Annotated in this window: 18 protein-coding genes; 10 read left to right on the top strand and 8 right to left on the bottom strand. The window is 69.4% G+C overall.

Annotated features, from left to right (window positions below; genetic code table 11):
- Positions 1-45 precede the first annotated feature (45 nt).
- From MRBLMI1x_RS09680 to MRBLMI1x_RS09655, 6 genes are all read right to left on the bottom strand, one after another.
- Positions 46-186: a hypothetical protein gene (locus MRBLMI1x_RS09680; protein WP_363458484.1), complete on the bottom strand. Its 141-nt coding sequence runs from the start codon at positions 184-186 to the stop codon at positions 46-48.
- A gap of 1 nt (position 187) precedes the next feature.
- A complete protein-coding gene (gene mmsB / locus MRBLMI1x_RS09675) occupies positions 188-1420 on the bottom strand; it encodes a multiple monosaccharide ABC transporter permease (RefSeq protein ID WP_018188413.1) in 1233 nt (410 codons plus the stop codon).
- Positions 1421-1437: 17 nt separating this feature from the next.
- Positions 1438-2967 carry a multiple monosaccharide ABC transporter ATP-binding protein gene (gene mmsA, locus MRBLMI1x_RS09670; RefSeq protein ID WP_018188414.1) on the bottom strand — a complete coding sequence of 510 codons (1530 nt, stop codon included), beginning with the start codon at positions 2965-2967 and terminating at the stop codon, positions 1438-1440.
- Positions 2968-3055: 88 nt separating this feature from the next.
- The gene (gene chvE / locus MRBLMI1x_RS09665) at positions 3056-4180 is read right to left on the bottom strand and encodes a multiple monosaccharide ABC transporter substrate-binding protein (protein ID WP_018188415.1); all 1125 of its coding nucleotides are present in this window, start codon (positions 4178-4180) and stop codon (positions 3056-3058) included.
- A gap of 95 nt (positions 4181-4275) precedes the next feature.
- The gene (locus MRBLMI1x_RS09660; protein ID WP_311857180.1) at positions 4276-4968 is read right to left on the bottom strand and encodes a class II aldolase/adducin family protein; all 693 of its coding nucleotides are present in this window, start codon (positions 4966-4968) and stop codon (positions 4276-4278) included.
- 126 nt (positions 4969-5094) lie between these two features.
- Complete coding sequence (locus tag MRBLMI1x_RS09655) at positions 5095-6105, bottom strand: LacI family DNA-binding transcriptional regulator (RefSeq protein WP_018188417.1); 1011 nt, start codon at positions 6103-6105, stop codon at positions 5095-5097.
- Between the two features lie 105 nt (positions 6106-6210).
- Here MRBLMI1x_RS09655 and MRBLMI1x_RS09650 point away from each other — a divergent pair, with 105 nt between their 5' ends.
- From MRBLMI1x_RS09650 to MRBLMI1x_RS09610, 9 genes are all read left to right on the top strand, one after another.
- On the top strand, positions 6211-6723 hold the full coding sequence (locus MRBLMI1x_RS09650) for a hypothetical protein (protein ID WP_363458480.1): 513 nt from the start codon (positions 6211-6213) through the stop codon (positions 6721-6723).
- A 10-nt stretch (positions 6724-6733) separates the two neighbouring features.
- The gene (locus MRBLMI1x_RS09645) at positions 6734-7597 is read left to right on the top strand and encodes an NYN domain-containing protein (RefSeq protein ID WP_018188419.1); all 864 of its coding nucleotides are present in this window, start codon (positions 6734-6736) and stop codon (positions 7595-7597) included.
- A 46-nt stretch (positions 7598-7643) separates the two neighbouring features.
- Positions 7644-8825 carry an ROK family transcriptional regulator gene (locus tag MRBLMI1x_RS09640; protein ID WP_311857185.1) on the top strand — a complete coding sequence of 394 codons (1182 nt, stop codon included), beginning with the start codon at positions 7644-7646 and terminating at the stop codon, positions 8823-8825.
- Positions 8822-9874, top strand: a complete 1053-nt coding sequence (locus MRBLMI1x_RS09635) for a sugar ABC transporter substrate-binding protein (RefSeq protein ID WP_363458477.1) — start codon at positions 8822-8824, stop codon at positions 9872-9874. Before MRBLMI1x_RS09640 ends, MRBLMI1x_RS09635 begins: the two co-directional genes overlap by 4 nt.
- A gap of 11 nt (positions 9875-9885) precedes the next feature.
- Entirely contained in the window at positions 9886-10725 is an 840-nt protein-coding gene (locus MRBLMI1x_RS09630) for an ATP-binding cassette domain-containing protein (protein ID WP_020097000.1), read from the top strand.
- Complete coding sequence (locus tag MRBLMI1x_RS09625) at positions 10722-11909, top strand: ABC transporter permease subunit (RefSeq protein ID WP_363458475.1); 1188 nt, start codon at positions 10722-10724, stop codon at positions 11907-11909. Before MRBLMI1x_RS09630 ends, MRBLMI1x_RS09625 begins: the two co-directional genes overlap by 4 nt.
- A 161-nt stretch (positions 11910-12070) precedes the next feature.
- Positions 12071-13159, top strand: a complete 1089-nt coding sequence (locus MRBLMI1x_RS09620; RefSeq protein WP_018188424.1) for a sugar ABC transporter substrate-binding protein — start codon at positions 12071-12073, stop codon at positions 13157-13159.
- A gap of 87 nt (positions 13160-13246) precedes the next feature.
- Positions 13247-14035: an ATP-binding cassette domain-containing protein gene (locus tag MRBLMI1x_RS09615; RefSeq protein ID WP_018188425.1), complete on the top strand. Its 789-nt coding sequence runs from the start codon at positions 13247-13249 to the stop codon at positions 14033-14035.
- Complete coding sequence (locus MRBLMI1x_RS09610) at positions 14032-15300, top strand: sugar ABC transporter permease (protein WP_018188426.1); 1269 nt, start codon at positions 14032-14034, stop codon at positions 15298-15300. The genes MRBLMI1x_RS09615 and MRBLMI1x_RS09610 overlap by 4 nt, the downstream gene beginning before the upstream one ends.
- A gap of 65 nt (positions 15301-15365) precedes the next feature.
- On the opposite strand, the gene MRBLMI1x_RS09605 is transcribed toward MRBLMI1x_RS09610, so the two are convergent.
- Entirely contained in the window at positions 15366-15746 is a 381-nt protein-coding gene (locus MRBLMI1x_RS09605; RefSeq protein ID WP_026302998.1) for a DoxX family protein, read from the bottom strand.
- A gap of 54 nt (positions 15747-15800) precedes the next feature.
- Between MRBLMI1x_RS09605 and MRBLMI1x_RS09600 the strand changes: the two genes are divergently transcribed.
- Positions 15801-16931, top strand: coding sequence for a class I SAM-dependent methyltransferase (locus MRBLMI1x_RS09600; protein ID WP_363458472.1), 1131 nt, complete (start codon positions 15801-15803; stop codon positions 16929-16931).
- A 3-nt stretch (positions 16932-16934) separates the two neighbouring features.
- Here the strand turns inward: MRBLMI1x_RS09600 and MRBLMI1x_RS09595 are convergent, their stop codons facing one another.
- The gene (locus MRBLMI1x_RS09595; protein ID WP_336124032.1) at positions 16935-17396 is read right to left on the bottom strand and encodes a DUF3817 domain-containing protein; all 462 of its coding nucleotides are present in this window, start codon (positions 17394-17396) and stop codon (positions 16935-16937) included.
- Positions 17397-17417 lie beyond the last annotated feature (21 nt).

Here is a 17417-nt window from a genome sequence, read left to right as displayed (position 1 = left end):
CACGAGGGAGAGAGGGGATGCGGGTCGACAATCCGAACGGATGGATCAGCCGGTGGTCAGCGCACCGATCAGGCCGCTGACAACCATGTAGATCCCGACGGCGCCGCCGCAGATCCACATCGTGATGCGCCCCGTCGTGACGCGGGGCCGCTCGAGGTCGGACGCGGTGTTCGACGTCTTCGCCATGTCAGTGACCGGCCCGTCGCTTGTTGTAGACATCGAAGGCGACGGCGAACAGCAGCACGAGTCCCTTGACCGCCTGCTGCCAGTCGATGCCGATGCCCATGATCGACATGCCGTTGTTGAGCACACCGATGATGAGGCCACCGATGATGGCACCGCCGATGGTGCCGATACCGCCCTGCACCGCCGCGCCGCCGATGAAGGCGGCCGAGATGGCCTCGAGCTCGAAGCCCTCGCCCGCCTTGGGGCCGGCGAGGTTCAGTCGCGCCGTGAAGATGAGACCGGCGAGAGCGGCGAGGACGCCCATGTTGACGAACAGCCAGAAGTCCACGCGCCGCGTCTTGATGCCCGAGAGCTCCGCCGCGTGACGGTTGCCGCCGATGGCGTAGATGTGGCGGCCGAAGACGCTGCGGTTCATGACGATGCCGTAGACGAGGACGAGGACCGCCAGCACGATGAGCGTGACGGGGATGCCCTTGTACGAGGCGAGGGCGAACGTGAACCAACCGATCACCACGGCGATGAGAGCGAGCTTGACGATGAACCACAGCAGCGGGTCGACGTCCTGGTCGTACTTCTGTCGTCCCAGCCGGGTGCGCACCTGCTGGACGGCGAGGGCGATGATGGCGACGCCACCGACGACGAGCGTGAACACGTCGGGGTCGGACTCGCCGAACAGACCGGAGAGGAACCCGTTACCGAGCGAACGGTACTCGGTCGGGAACGAGCCGATGTTCTGGTTTCCGAGGACGACGAGAGCAAGGCCCCGGAAGATCAGCATGCCGGCGAGGGTCACGATGAAGGCGGGGATGCCGACGTAGGCCACCCAGAATCCCTGCCAGGCACCCACGAGGGCGCCGATGAGCAGCGACAGGATGATCGCGACGCCCCACGGGAGTCCCATGTCGACGGCCAGGACGCCGGATACGGCGCCGATGAAGGCCGCCACGGAGCCGACGGACAGGTCGATGTGACCGGCGATGATGATCATCACCATGCCGATGGCCAGGACGAGGATGTACCCGTTCTGGACGACGAGGTTCGACAGGTTCTGCGGGCGCAGCAGGATGCCTTCGGTCGTGATCGCGAAGAGGACGACGACGGCGATCAACGCGATGAAGATGCCGTTGCGGCCGAGATCGGACAGGACCGTCGTCACCCAGCGGGTGACCCGGTTCTCGGGCGGATTGATGCCGCCGCCGGCGGCGGTTTCCGGGGTTGTGGTGGTGTTCGACATGTGTGTCTCCTGCCCCGTCAGCGGGGCTTCTCCATGGTCATGAGCTTGAGGACGTGTTCGGGGGTGGCGTCACTGATGGGCACCTCGCCGGTGATGCGACCCTCTGAGAGTGCGTACACGCGGTCCGAGATACCGAGGAGCTCAGGCAGCTCCGACGAGATCACGATGACGCCCTTGCCTGCCGCCGCGAGCTTGTTGATGATCGTGTAGATCTCGTACTTCGCTCCGACGTCGATCCCTCGCGTCGGCTCGTCGAGGATCAGCACCTCGGGATCCGAGTAGATCCACTTCGAGAGGACGACCTTCTGCTGGTTGCCGCCCGAGAGCTTCCCCGTCTTGGCGAGCACGGTCGGCGCCTTGATGTTCATGCTCTTGCGGTACTGGTTGGCGACGGCGAACTCCTCGTTGTCGTCGACCAGCCCCGCTTTCTCGAGCTTCTTCAGGGATGCCACCGAGATGTTGCGCTTGATGTCGTCGATGAGGTTCAGGCCGTAGGTCTTCCGATCCTCGGTCGCATACGCGAGGCCGTTCGCGATCGCCTCCGAGACGGTGCGCGTCCGGATCTCCTTGCCGCGCATGAAGACCTTGCCCGAGATGCGGGTGCCGTAGCTGTGGCCGAACAGGCTCATCGCGAATTCGGTGCGACCGGCGCCCATGAGGCCGGCGATCCCGACGATCTCCCCCGCACGCACCGTGATCGACACGTCGTCGACGACGACGCGGCTCGGGTCCTGCGGGTGGTGGGCCGTCCAGTTCTCGACGCGGAGCAGCTCGTCGCCGATCTGCGGTTCGTGGTCGGGGTAGCGGTGCTCGAGGTCACGGCCCACCATGTCCTTGATGATCCGGTCCTCGGTCACATCGGTCTTCGCGATCGTCTCGATCGTCTTCCCGTCGCGGATGACCGTGACGGTGTCGGCGACCTTCTTGATCTCGTTGAGCTTGTGGCTGATGATGATCGACGTGATCCCCTCCTCGCGGAGGCTGAGGATCAGTTCGAGCAGGTGGTCCGAGTCCTCGTCGTTGAGAGCGGCCGTGGGCTCGTCGAGGATGAGGAGCTTGACCTCCTTCGACAGGGCCTTGGCGATCTCGACGAGCTGCTGCTTGCCGACGCCGAGCTGGTTGACCTTCGTCGTCGGGTTCTCGCGCAGACCCACGCGCTTGAGGAGCGCGGCGGCCTGGAAGTTCGTCTGGTTCCAGTCGATCAGTCCGCCGGCGCCTCTGCGCTCGTTGTTGAGGAAGATGTTCTCGGCGATCGACAGGTACGGGCTGAGCGCCAGCTCCTGGTGGATGATGACGATGCCGCGCGCTTCGCTGTCACGCAGGTTCTTGAATTCGACGACGTCGCCGGCGTAGTGGATCTCGCCGTCGTAGGTGCCGTGGGGGTAGACGCCCGACAGGACCTTCATCAAGGTCGACTTGCCGGCGCCGTTCTCGCCGCAGATGGCGTGGATCTCGCCGCGCCCGACGGCGAAGTTGACGTTCGAGAGCGCCTTCACGCCCGGGAACGTCTTGGTGATGCCGCGCATCTCGAGGATGGTCTCGGTCACGATCTCCGACTTCCGTGGTGGGGGGGATGGGATGCGTCGGCGGCGGGCGGACCCGCCGCCGACGCAGGTGGTGGTCAGACGAACCGGGTCACAGACCCAGCTCGGCCTCCGTCCAGTAGCCGGTGTCGACCAGCGCGGACTTCACGTTGTCCTTGACGACGGGGACCGGCGCGAGCAGGTACGAGGGAACGACCTTCACGTCGTTGTCGTACGTCTCCTCGTCGTTGACCTCGGGCTTCTCGTCGTTCAGCACGTCGACGGCCATGCCGGCGGCGACCTTCGCGAGCTCGCGCGTGTCCTTGAAGATCGTGGCGTACTGCTCGCCGCTCAGGATCGCCTTGACCGAGTCGACCTCGGCGTCCTGACCGGAGATGATCGGCCACTCGTCACCCACGTCGTAGCCGGCATCGGCCAGCGCCGAGATGATGCCGCGCGAGATGCCGTCGTAGGGCGACAGGACCGCGTCGACCTTCGTGCCGTCGCTGTAGTTGGCCGTGAGGATGTCCTCCATGCGGCTCTGAGCGGTCTCGCCGTCCCAGCGGAGCGTCGCGGCCTGCTCGATGGTGGTCTGGCCCGACTTCACGACGAGGGTGCCGTTGTCGATGTAGGGCTTGAGCACCTCCATCGCGCCGTTGAAGAAGAAGAACGCGTTGTTGTCGTCGAGCGATCCGGCGAACAGCTCGATGTTGAACGGTCCCTTGGGCGGGTCGGCGACCGGCTTGCCCTCGAGGTCGGTCAGGCCCAGGCCGTTCAGGACGGTCCACGCCTGCTGGTTGCCGACGAGCTGGTTGTCGAACGTCGCGTAGTAGTCGACGTTCTCGGTGCCCTTGATGAGGCGGTCGTAGGCGATGACGGGGATGTCGGCGTCCGCCGCGTTCTGCAGCGCCTCGGTGAGGGTGGTTCCGTCGATCGAGGCGACGATGAGCGCCTCGGCGCCCTTCGTGATCATGTTCTCGATCTGCGAGACCTGCGTGGGGATGTCGTCCTCGGCGTACTGGAGGTCGACCTTGTAACCCTGGTCCTCCAGCGCCTTCTTGACGGCGTTGCCGTCCTGGATCCAACGCTCGGAGCTCTTGGTCGGCATGGCGACGCCGATCAGGCCGCCGTCGCCCTTGCCGCCTTCGGAGCCGCCGCCGGTCGATGCGGTGGAGCACGCGGAGAGCGCGAGCGCGCCGGCTGCGATGCCGACGAAGATGATCCTCTTGAGTTTCACTGTGGTCCCTTTCCCTGGACTTCGGTGTCGTGGTGTTCGGTTGTGCGCATTGCCCCTGGTGAGGGTCTTTCTGAGTGGCCGCGCCCGGTATCGGGCTACCGGCGGCCGTCGGTGATCGTGGACCGGCGTGCGCGAGCACGGCCGGAGAGGTCGGCGATGAGGTCCGCTTCCAGCGGCTCGGCCTCCGACGCGAGGCTCGCTGTCCGGGCGACGCCTTCCAGCACCTGGGCGAGACGCACCGCCTCGCGGGCGCTCGCCGCGACGCAGAGCGCGCCGAGGCCAGCGACGAGGATGGCCGGGGCATCCGCCTCACGGAGGGAATCGATGACCGCCGGCGCCGACACGTCCGGACCTGCGATGACGGGCACCGCGCCGCCGAATTCGCGTGCCGCCTGCGCCGTCAGACACGGGATCGCGGCGCCGCGGGCGGCCCACGCCGCCGCATGGCCGGCTTCGAGGTGCACGAGGGCGACGGCGCCGGCATCCTTCAGGATGGCCGCGTACAGCTCCACGTCGTCGGGCAGGACGCCGTCGTCACCGGGGGTGCCCGGGACGGACAGTCCGTCGAGCGAGACGACCATCATGTTCTCGGGAGCGAGTTCGTCGTCGGCCAGGACCGGCCGGGTCACGAAGAGGTCGGCGTCGGGGACCCGCTCGGACAGCGTCGTCGACGCGAGGCCGCGACCGGCGAGATCGACCAGGAGGGATGCCACCCGCTCGCGGATGCGCGCGACGGCGACCTCGGTCTTCACCCCGTTCACGTACCGCTCCGCGTCGTCCTTTGACACCACTTGCCCGACTCCTTCGTCTTGCGCGGTCACCGCCACCGACATCGGGGGCGGTCATGTGACCGTTCACATCGGATGACTATGCACCTCGGACCCGGGCCGTGTCAACACGACGCGCGGACGGCGTCAGACGGACGCTGCGCGCGCCGTCGAGGACCGCACGATGAGGTCCGGCGTGAGCACCGGGGCCGCTGCGGCGGCCGACCCGTCGAGCAGGAGTTCGACGCAGCGCCGGCCGAGTTCGGCGAAGTCCTGGCGCACCGTCGTCAGTGGCGGCCAGAAGTGGCCCGCCTCGGGGATGTCGTCGAAGCCGACGATGCTCACATCGCGCGGGCAGTCCAGGCCCTCGTCGCGGATGGCGTGCAGGAGCCCCAGCGCCATCTGGTCGTTCGAGGAGAAGATCGCCGTGAAGTCCCGGTAACCCAGCAGTTCGCGCCCCGCGTAGTACCCGAAGTCCGCCGTCCAATCGCCGAGGATCGGCGCCGTCGTGGCGATGTCCCAGGCGCTCATCTCCTCCAGGAAGCCGCGCATCCGCGACTCCGCCTCCATCCAGTCCTGCGGACCGGCCAGGTGGTAGATCGAGCGGTGCCCGAGCTCGATGAGATGGCGTGTCGCCAGGCGCGCTCCCGCGATCTGGTCGACCGCGAGGGTGTGGCCGGCGTCGACGTCGGTCGACTGCAGGGTCACGTAGGGCACGCCGACCGCCTGCGCGGCCAGGGCCCGGATCACCCGGACCTGCGGGGCGATGACGACGAGCCCCTCGACGGATTGCGCCATGAGGTACGACAGCCCGTCGGGGATCGACTGGGGGTCCGTCGGGTCGATGTTGGCCGTGGACACCCAGTAGCCCCGCGCCTGCGCGGCGGCCTCGATGGCGGCGATCGACGACGCCGGACCGTACTGCGTCGACGACGCCGCCAGGATCCCGATGGTCCTCGACCTGCTGGTGACGAGCGCACGGGCCGCGGGGTTCGGGCTGTACGACAGCTCCTGCATGGCGGCGAGGACCCGATCGCGGGTCTCGGGCCGGATGCTCGGGTGGTCGTTGAGGACGCGTGAGACCGTCTGGTGCGAGACGTCCGCTCGGCGCGCGACGTCGCGGATGCTCGCCCTCCGGCCGCCGGCATCGTCGCTCATCGGTCCCCCTCGGGCCATGTTCACGGTCACACGGACCGAGGCCCATTATGCACGCCGACCCTTTCGCCGCAGCCGGACGTGCGCGCCGCACCTATGCTGACCGCTATGTCCGACGTGTCGCGCCACCTCCCCCTCAGCAATCGGGAACGCGTCGACGAAGCCGGTGTCACGGGCGATTGGCGCACCGCACTCGCCGACGTCGTGCGACTCGCTGCTCCCCTGGCGCGCACCGCGGATGAGCGTGTCGCGTTCCTGGGGGCCGCCGGTCTCCCCGCATCCGACGACCCGGGGTTCGCCGATGTGGTCGAGGCCATCCTCGCCGGACGCCGCGTGCGCATCCGCTCCCTCGTCGCGGCGACGCGCGCCCTCCTGGACCTCGCGGGCGACCGGCCGGTCGCCCTTTCTGCGACCACCAGCGGCGCCGTCGCGCTGTATGCCGTCACGCGCATGTCTTTCGACCGGCGCGCTGCGGTCGCGGGTTCTTCGCTCCGCGCGAGCGATGACGGCTGGACACTCGGTCGCGGCACCGTCCGCTCCGCCCCCGCACGCGACATCCTCGAGTTCGTTCTGGGCCTGCGCGATCGGGTTCCCGGAACATCGGCGGCACGCGAACTGTAAGACTGGGGGGATGCCGGATTCCTCCATCCCCCGCGTCGCGGTCTACCTCGATTTCGACAACATCGTCATGAGTTGGTACGACCGGGTCCACGGTCGCAACAGCTACTCGCGGGATCGGCAACGGATCGCGGCCGACCCCGACGAGAAGGAGATCTCGGAGCGCCTGGCCGCCGCCATGATCGACGTCGGCGCGATCATGGACTACGCGGCATCCTTCGGAACCCTGGTCCTGACCCGCGCCTACGCCGACTGGTCGTCGCCGGTGAACTCGCTCTACCGCCAACAGCTCGTCGCCCGCGCGGTCGACCTCGTGCAGTTGTTCCCCGCGGCCGCCTACGCGAAGAACGGCGCCGACATCCGTCTCGCCGTCGACACCGTCGAAGATCTCTTCCGCCTCGAGGACCTCACCCACGTCGTGATCGTGGCGGGCGACAGCGACTACGTCCCGCTCGCGCAGCGGTGCAAGCGGCTCGGGCGCTTCGTCGTCGCCGTCGGCGTCGCCGGGTCCACGGCCAAATCGCTCGCGGCGGCGTGCGACCAGTTCGACGCGTACGACGCCCTCCCCGGGGTCGCGACCCCCGAGCCCGAACCCGCCCCGGAGAGCACGCCCCAGGCGGGCCGCCGTCGGCGGAAGGCCGTCGACCCCGTCGAACAGCTCCTCTCGCGCGCGCTGCGCCTCGAGCAGGTCCGTACCGACGAGGAGTGGATGCACCTGTCGGCGGTGAAGAACCTGCTCAAACGAATGGACCCGTCGTTCAGCGAGAAGTCCCTCGGCCACCGCTCGTTCTCGGACTTCGTCAAAGCGCACCCGAAGATCGCCGAGCTGGACGAGTCGACGAACATCGTCCGCGTCCGCGCTGTCGACGCCTCCTGACCCGAAGAGCCCCGCCCGCGACCACGCCGCACGGTAGGGTGGCCCCGTGGCTCGCCGGTCAACTCCGCCCGGCTCGCAGTCCTCACTGCGAGAGGCGAATCGTGCACGATTGCTCGATTCGCTCAAGCGGCATGGGCGCTTGACGCAGATCGAGCTCGCCGGCGCGACCGGGCTCTCCCCCGCGACGGTGTCGAACATCGTCAAAGAGCTCACGGCGACGGGGGTCCTGCACACCTCGTTCACCTCGCGCAGTGGTCGCCGCGCGACCCTCGTCTCGCTCGCCCGACAGGTCGGGCTCGTGGCGGGCGCGCATTTCTCCACGCGGAAGCTCCACGTCGCCATCGCCGACGCGACCCGCTCGGTCGTCGCCGAGACCTCGCTCCCCCTCGCCCCCGACCATCGACACGACGCCGAGCTGGACCGGCTCAGCCTGCTCCTCGGCGACATGGTCGAGGGTCTCGGCGGATCGCTGTCCGACCTCCTGGCGGTCGGTCTGGCGTTGCCGGCGCCCGTCGATCCCCGTACCTCGGTCATCTCCACGCCCGGTCTCCTCCCCGGCTGGGACGGCGTCGACATCGCCCGCAGCCTCTCAGCGCGGATCGGGCGTCCCGTCCACGTCGACAGCGAGGCGAACCTGGGAGCACTCGCCGAGGCCCGCGAAGGCGCCGCCCGCGGGGCATCCTCGTCCGTCTACGTGACCGTGGGGCATTCCATCAGCGCCGGGCTCCTCGTCGACGGTGAGCTTTTCCGCGGAGCCAGCGGACGCACCGGACAGATCGGTCACATGACGATCGACGAGAACGGCGGCCGCTGCCGTTGCGGCAACCGCGGCTGTCTCGAGACGGTGGCCGCCGGTCCTGCGCTCCTGGCCGGTTTCAGCGAGGCCGACGGCATCCATCGCCTCCGTGACCTCGTCACGGCCGCGGGCGACGGCGTCCCCGCCGCGCAGCGCACGATCGCGGATGCCGGCCGCCACATCGGCATCGCCGCGGCGAGCCTGTGCAACCTCATCGACCCCGAGCGCATCGTCGTGGGAGGCGAGCTGGCCCGCGCGGGCGAGATCCTCCTCGCTCCGCTCCGGCACGCCCTGGAGCGCGCGATCCTCGGCGGCGGGGTGCCCGAGATCGTCGCGTCCGCCTTCGCGGAGTGGGCCGAGACGCGCGGCGCGATCGCCCTGGCCCTCGATCACGTGGCCGTCGACGCAGATCTGGTCGCGTTCCCCGCATGAGACGGTTCCTCACGGCCGTCCTGCTCGTGGCGGCGTCTGCTGCCGCACTCTCGGGCTGCGCCCTCCCCGACAACTCGTCGCCGCGCACGATCATCGCGCTGCTCCTCCCCGACAAGAAGACCGCACGCTACGAGACCTTCGATCGGCCCGTCTTCGAGAAGCGCATCGCGGAACTCGGCGACGCGCAGGTGCTGTACACGAACGCCGATCAGGATGCCGCGCGGCAGCAGCAGCAGGCGGAGTCCGCGCTCGCCGCGGGAGCCGCCGTCCTCGTCCTCGACCCCGTCGACGGCCGGGCCGCGGCATCCATCCTCGCGGCGGCGACCGCCGAGGGCGTGCCGGTCATCTCGTACGACCGGATGATCATCGGCGGCGGGAAGCCCGCGTACTACGTGTCGTTCGACAACGAGCGTGTCGGCGAACTGCAGGCGGAGGCCCTCGTGGCAGGTCTCGAGAAGGAGGGTCGCAGCGACGGCGGCATCCTGATGGTCCACGGCGCTCCCACCGACAGCAACGCGGCGCAGTTCCGCGACGGCGCCCGCCGGGTGATCGCCGCGGCGGGTCTGCGCGTGCTCGCCGAGTACGACACCCCGGATTGGAGTCCCGACAAGGCGCAGGCGTGGGTCTCGGGCCAGCTGGCGCAGTACGGCGATGAGGTGGCCGCCGTGTACGCCGCCAACGACGGCACCGCCAGCGGTGCGATCGCCGCCCTCCGCGCTGCGGACGTCTCGCCTTTCCCCATCGTCACCGGGCAGGATGCCGAGCTCACCGCCCTCCAGCGGATCGTCGAGGGCGATCAGTACATGACCGTCTACAAGGCGATCCGCACGCAGGCCACGATCGCCGCCGACGTCGCCGTGCAGCTCGCGGCCGGTGAGAAGCCCGCCGGCGACACGACGATCGACGGCATCCCGGCCACCCTGCTGACTCCCGTCGCTGTCACCGTGGACAACATCGCGTCCACCGTCGTCGCGGACGGCTTCTGGACCGTCGCGGACATCTGCACCCCCACCTACGCCGAGGCCTGCGCCGCCGCAGGCCTGGAATGAGAGCACCGAGCGTGAGCGTCTCCCCCCGTCGCACCGGCGATCACGTCCTGTCGATGCGCGGCATCGACAAGCGCTTCGGCGCGGTCCGCGCCCTGAACGGTGTCGACTTCCGCGTCCGCGAGGGCGAGGTCGTCGCCCTCGTCGGCGACAACGGCGCCGGCAAGTCGACACTCGTGAAGATCCTCGCCGGCGTCCACCCCGCCGACGCCGGGACGATCGAGCTCGACGGCGAGCTCGTGCAGCTCTCGAGCCCGGCGGACGCGCAGGACCTCGGCATCGCGACCGTGTTCCAGGACCTCGCGCTCTGCGAGAACCTCGACGTCGTCGCCAACCTGTGGCTCGGTCGCGAGCTCATCGAGCGCGGTCGCCTCGACGAGGTGGGCATGGAAGAGCGGACCTGGATGCTGCTGCGCGAACTCGCGGCGAAGGTCCCGTCGGTCCGCGTGCCGGTCTCGACGCTGTCGGGCGGCCAGCGTCAGACCGTCGCGATCGCCCGGTCCCTCATCGGGGAGCCGCGCATCGTGATCCTGGACGAACCGACCGCTGCCCTCGGCGTCGCACAGACCGCCGAGGTCCTCAACCTCATCGAGCGCTTGCGCGACCGGGGCCACGGGGTCGTCCTCATCAGCCACAACCTCACCGATGTGCTCGCCGTCGCCGACCGCATCGTGGTCCTCCGCCTCGGCCGCAACAACGGCGAGTTCGATGCCGAGACGGCGACGAGCGAAGTGCTGATCGCCGCCATCACGGGAGCCTTCGACCCGGTTCGGCCGGTCAGCCCGCCCGACGAACCCCGGGCTCCCGTCATCCCGCTCGCGGATGCCCGGCGCCGCGTGGACGGCGACCGATGAACCGGGAGGGCGGCATCCTCAGCCTCGTTCTCACCCGGGTGCGATCCGGCGACGTCGGACGGATGCCGGTGGTGCTGGCTCTCGTCGTGATCGCCGTCGTGTTCCAGGCGCTTAACCCCGTCTTCCTGACCAGCCGGAACCTCAGCGACCTGCTGATGCAGTGCGCTGCGATGGGCACGATCTCGCTCGGGATCGTCCTCGTCCTCCTCATCGGCGAGATCGACCTGTCGGTCGGCTCGATGTCGGGGGTGGCGGCGGCGATCCTGACGGTGGGCGCCGTGCAGCTGCAGTGGCCCTTCGTGCTCGCGATCGGCGCCGCGGTCGCCGCCGGAGGCATCGTGGGAGCCGTCTACGGGCTCTTGCGCAGCACGCTCGGCCTGCCGAGCTTCGTCGTGACGCTCGCCGGGCTGCTCGGCCTGCTCGGCGTGCAGCTGTGGGTGCTGGGCGACGCCGGTTCGATCAACCTCCCCTTCGACTCGTGGATCGTGCAGTTCGCCCAGCAGATGTACCTCCCGCCCTGGCTGTCGTACGTGCTGTCGGCCGCGACCGCGCTGGCCTACACCGCCACGCTCCTCAGCCGGGCCCGGCGACGAGCGGCCGCGGAACTGGAGAGCACGCGCACGGTCATCATCGTGATCCGGGGCGCCCTGCTCCTCGTCGGTCTCGCCGGCGGATCCTGGTACCTCAACCTCTCCCGCGGCGTGGGACTCATGTTCGTCCTCTTCGTCGTTCTCGTCGTGGTCGCGCATCTGGCGCTGACGCGCACCCGCTGGGGCCGATCGGTGTTCGCGGTCGGCGGCTCGATCGAGGCGGCGCGACGGGCCGGCATCCGCGTCGACCGCGTCGTGGTCTCGGTGTTCGTGCTGTGCTCGGTGCTCGCGGCGACGGGCGGCATCCTCGCCGCGGCCCGGCTCGCGGCGGCCAACCAGAGCACCGGCGCGGCGGATACGAACCTCAATGCGATCGCGGCGGCCATCATCGGCGGCGCCTCGCTGTTCGGCGGACGCGGGTCGGCGTTCGCCGCGCTCCTGGGCGTCGTCGTGATCCAGGCGATCTCGTCGGGATTTACGCTCATCAACCTCAGCTCGTCGGTGCAGTACATGGTCACCGGAGCCGTGCTGGTCTTCGCCGTGGCGCTGGATGCCGTCACTCGCCGCAGCCGCCTCGGCACGGGTCGGACCTAGTCCGTACGCTCGCCGCGCAGCGCTTCCTCGGAGGGTTCGGGCCGACCGTCGACGGTGACGAAAGCGTTATGTTCACATCTTGACTTCATTTCGTGAACACATCAAGATCATCGTCAAGCGCGATGTCGCGCTCGCTCGATTTCACTGTCGAAAGGCGAACGATGAAGAAGTCCCTGTCCGTTGCCGCAGCCCTCGGGGCCGCTGCACTCCTGCTCGCCGGCTGTTCCAGCACGAGCACCCCGGCGCCCGCCGGTTCGAGCGGTGGCGCGGCTCCCGCTGAAGCCGGGCGCGCCTGCGTCATCCTTCCCGACGCCGCGTCGTCGCCCCGGTGGGAGAACTTCGACCGCAAGTACCTGGAAGAGGGGCTCACGGGCGCCGGCTTCGAGGTCGACATCCAGAACGCCGGTGGTGACACGTCGAAGTACACGACGATCGCCGACCAACAGCTCACCAAGGGCTGCGGCGTCATGATGCTCGTCGACTACAACGGCGCCGCCGTCGGCGTCGCCACCAAGGCGAAGGCTCAGGGCATCCCCGTCATCGCGTACGACCGCCCCTTCAAGGGCGCGGACTACTACGTCTCCTTCGACAACGTCGAGGTCGGCAAGCTCGAGGGGCAGACCGTCCTCGACGGCCTCAAGGCCGCGAACAAGGACCCGAAGACGGCCGCCGTCTTCTACATGGGCGGCGACCCGACCGACGGCAACGCCGCGATGTTCCTCAAGGGCGCGAAGGAGGTCATGGAAGCGGCGGGCATCAAGCCGGTCGCCGAGCCCCCGGGAGTCTGGGACGGCGCGAAGACCCAGACCAACTTCGAGCAGGCACTGACCGCGAACGGCGGCAAGGTCGACGGCGTCTGGGCCGCCAACGACACCAACGCCGACGGCGTCATCAAGGTGCTCCAGGACCGCGACCTCAAGGGTGTCGCCGTCTCGGGCCAGGACGCCAACGTGGAGGGCCTGCGCAACATCCTGACCGGATGGCAGACGGCCACCGTCTACAAGCCCGTCAAGGACGAGGCCGAGGCCGCCATCAAGGTCGCAACGGACCTCTTGAACGGGTCGACGCCGACGGCCGACCAGAAGCTCGACGACGGCACGCCGTACATCTCGGTCACGCCGCAGCTCGTCGGCCCCGACAAGGTCAAGGACGTCGTCGCCGCCGGTGACGCCTCCGCCTCGGACGTCTGCACCGGCGAGATCGCCGGCGTCAGCCTCGCCGACAAGTGCACCGAATTCGGCGTCGAGTGATCTGACGGGAGTGGGGATGCCGCGACCCGCGGCATCCCCACTCCCCTCTCTCTGCGCGACACCCCTCGACCTCCCTGGAGAACCCGCATGAGCGAACCCATCATCGAACTCCGCCGCGTCACGAAGTCCTTCGGACCGGTCAGCGTCCTCAAAGGCGTCGACCTCACGGTCCGACCCGGCATGGTGACCGCCCTCGTCGGCGACAACGGCGCCGGAAAGTCCACCCTCATCAAGGGCCTCGCCGGCGTGCAGCCCTACGACACCGGCGAGATCCTCGTCGACGGTCAGGAGCAGTCGCTCCGGACCCCCCGCGAAGCAGGCGCCCTGGGCATCGAGGTGGTCTATCAGGACCTCGCCCTCTGCGACAACCTCGACATCGTCCAGAACATGTTCCTCGGCCGCGAAGAGGTCATCGGGGGCACGTTCGACGAAGGCCGCATGGAGAAGGACGCCTCGGACACGCTGCGCTCCCTGTCGGTGCGAACCGTGAAGAGCGTTCGGCAGAAGGTGTCGAGCCTCTCCGGAGGTCAGCGTCAGACGGTCGCGATCGCACGTGCCGTCCTCAAGAAGGCGCGCGTCGTCATCCTCGACGAACCCACCGCCGCCCTCGGCGTCGCGCAGACGGAGCAGGTGCTGAACCTCGTCCGGCGCCTCGCGGACCAGGGCGTCGCCGTGGTCCTCATCAGCCACAACCTGGCTGATGTCTTCGCCGTCGCCGACGACATCGCCGTGCTGTACCTCGGCCAGATGGTCGCCCAGGTCCCGACGGCCGAGTCGACCCGCGACGAGATCGTCGGCTACATCACCGGAACCAAGATCCCGCCGGGCGTTCAGCTCGTGGGCACATCCACCATCCCCGTCGGAGGCGACGCATGAGCACCAGCACCCGGACCGCGGCGGCACCCGACCCCGTCGTGAGCGACCTCATCGGCAGCGGCGTCGAAGGGGGCGTCGGCGACCAGATCAAGGCGTGGCTCCAGCGCGTGCGCGGCGGCGAAATGGGCGCCCTTCCCGCCGTCGGTGGCCTCATCCTGCTGGTCATCCTGTTCAGCACGCTGAGCCAGTACTTCTTCACCCCTATCAACTTCGCGAACCTGATGAGCCAGGCGGCATCCCTCGTCGTGCTCGGCATGGCGCTCGTGTTCGTCCTCTTGCTCGGCGAGATCGACCTGTCGGCGGGTGTCACCGGCGGCGTCGGCGTCGCCTCGTTCGTCGTTCTGAACGTGAAATTCGACATCCCGTGGCCGCCCGCCTTGGCGATCGGGTTCGTGGTGGGCCTGGCCACCGGAGCGCTGATCGGATTCCTCGTGGCGAGGATCGGCATCCCGTCATTCGTCGTGACCCTCGGTCTGTTCCTCGGCTACCAGGGCCTCGCCCTGCTCATCATCGGTGCCGGCGGTCTCTACCCGATCGAGGCGCCTGAGCTGCTGGCGCTGCAGAACGGACGCCTGCCCGTCTGGGGCGGCTGGGTGATGCTGTTGGTCATGCTGCTGATCTCGGGCGGCCTGTCGTACTGGGATCGCCGACGCCGCACCCGCGCCGGCGTGCCCAACCGTCCGATCGCCCTCGTGTGGGCCAAGCTCGCTGTGCTCGCGATCCTCGGCGGAGTGGCCGTTTTCGTGCTGAACCTCAACCGGTCGCAGTCGATCATCCCGATCGAGGGCGTGCCGATCATCGTCCCGGTGGTGCTGACGATCCTCTTCATCGGCACGTTCGTCCTCGACCGCACCCGGTTCGGCCGGTACGTCTACGCCATCGGCGGCAACGCCGAGGCGGCTCGCCGCGCCGGCATCAAGGTGCGCTGGGTGAAGTGGTGGTGCTTCGTCGCCGCCTCGGGCCTCGCCGTCGTGTCACTGCTGTTCAACCAGGCGCGCGTCGGCTCGGTCGACGGTGCCGTCGGTCGCGACATCGTCCTCTCGGGCGTGGCGGCGGCCGTCGTCGGCGGCGTGAGTCTGTTCGGTGGTCGAGGACGCCTCATCCACGCAGCGATCGGCGCTCTCGTCATCGCGGTCATCATCAACGGACTGGGGCTCCTGCAGCTCGACGCGGGGTTCAACCTCCTCGTCACGGGTGGCGTCCTGATCCTCGCCGCCACCGTCGACGCGCTGTCGCGGCTGCGGACGGGCGGGATGCGCACCTGACCCCTCGGCACGAAACGATGCCCTCGACCGTTCACCGGTCGAGGGCATCGTCGTTCGCGGCCGGATCAGTCGCGCGTGGACCAGAGCGCCCAGGCAACGAGAACGGGCTGGAACAGCAGGCGACGCCAGCGCGCGGTGTCGCTGTCGAGCCGGAAGCCGTCGCGCTTCTTGAGCGCCTGGTCGAGGTTGCCGGGGAAGATCGCGACGAAGAAGGCGGCGAGGATGACGCCGATGCGGCGCCGCTCCTTCGGGAGCACCACGAGCGCGGCGCCGAGCATCATCTCGACGGCCCCGGAGGCGACGACGACGCCGTCCTTGTCGATCGGGAGGGTGTCGGTCACAAGGTCGGGGACCTGCGCCTGGAACTCCTTGCGCGCCCAGAACAGGTGGCTGAGTCCGGCGAACACCATGGCGCCGGCGAGAGCCCAGCGAGCGATTGTCTTCATCCTCCGAGTATCCCCCCGCCGGGCGCCGGCGGCGCCCTCGCCTACGCTGGTGAGGTGCCGAGCCCCACCCCGTTCCCCTTCGACCGGCTCTCCCGTCGCCCCGACGTCGAAGGTCCCGACCTGGTGGCATCGGATGCCGCCGACCGCCTCATCCTGGATGAATCTGCCGGCCTCCGCGCCGACGCACCGGCCAGGTCGATCGTCGCGATCGGCGACACCCACGGCGCTCTCGCCCTGGCGGCCGCGCACGACGGCGCGCGGGACGTCCGTGTGCACCAGGATGCGCTGGCCGGTGAGCGGGCGATCTCCCGGAACGCCGAGGAGCTCGGGCTGAGCGATCGCATCCGGGTCGTCGGTCTCGACGCCGACGCCGTCAGCGACGCGCGGGTCGTGCTCGTCCGCCTGCCCCGCGCGCTCGACGCCCTCCGCGACGTCGCCGCGCTCGTCGCCGCGCACGCCTCCCCCGACGTCGTCGTCGTGGCCGGCGGCCGCCTCAAGCACATGACCCTCGCGATGAACGACGTGCTCGGCGAGCACTTCGGACGGATCGACGTCTCGCACGCCCGGCAGAAGTCACGCGTCCTGTTCGCGCGCGACCCACGCGCGGGCCACGAGCCCGCACCGGCGGCGGGACGCGAGGGCGACCTCGAGATCCGCGCCTTCGGCGGTGCGTTCGCCGGGGCACGGCTCGACAACGGCACGCGGCTCCTGATCGCACATCTGCCGGAGGACCCCGCCGGCGGATCGCCGGAGGACCCGCTCATCGACATGGCGTGCGGGACGGGTGCGGTCGCCGCGCACCTCGCGACGCGGCATCCGGCGGCATACGTCTACGCCTCGGATCAGTCCGCCGCGGCGGTCGCCTCGGCACGGGCGACGGCCGCCGCGAACGGTGTCGAGGGTCGGGTCGAGGTCGCCCGCGATGACCTGCTCGCGGGCCGGCCCGCGGCATCCGCGTCGTTCATCGCCCTCAACCCGCCGTTCCACAGCGGGGCGGCGCTGACCGAGCGGCTCGCGTTCCGCCTGTTCGCGGACGCGGCACGCGTGCTGCGTCCGGGCGGTGAGCTGTGGTGCGTCTGGAACTCGGGGATGCGGTACCGGGGTGATCTCGAGCGCCTCGTCGGGCCCACCCGTCAGGTCGCGCGCGACGCGAAGTTCACCGTGACGGTGTCGACGCGTCGGTGACGCTCACCGTCCTCCGGGAGGACCGACGAGCAGCAGGATGACGTAGAGGGCGACCACCGCCGCCACGATGAGGGCGACCAGGATGCCGGCGTGGCGCAGGAACCAGCGCAGCAGGCGGTCGATCGGCCGCCGGTCGCGGGGGTCCGAGGTCTCCTCGAGCCGCCACGCACCGTCGAGGCGGCCGGTGCGGTGCAGCCACCTCTCGACGGGGAGCGTCGCGTACGGGATGACGGCCGAACCCACGGCGAGCACCGAGGTGCCGAGGCTCCACCGGTTGTTGAGAGCGACGAGGATGGCGGTCGCGCCGTACGACAGGAAGACGAAGCCGTGGATGCCGCCGCCGATCGTGACGGCGACGGCAGGACCTCCCACCGCACGGACGATGAGGGCGGCGATGAGGAGGGTCCAGGAGAACACCTCGGCGACGGCGAGGATGCGGAAGATCGAGAGAGGGGTGCGGAACACTCCTTCAGCCTACCTGAAGGA

It is taken from the genome of Microbacterium sp. LMI1x-1-1.1 (assembly GCF_040676205.1).
In the GTDB taxonomy this organism is placed as follows: domain Bacteria; phylum Actinomycetota; class Actinomycetes; order Actinomycetales; family Microbacteriaceae; genus Microbacterium; species Microbacterium aquilitoris.
This window is presented reverse-complemented; position numbering and strand designations above follow the sequence as displayed.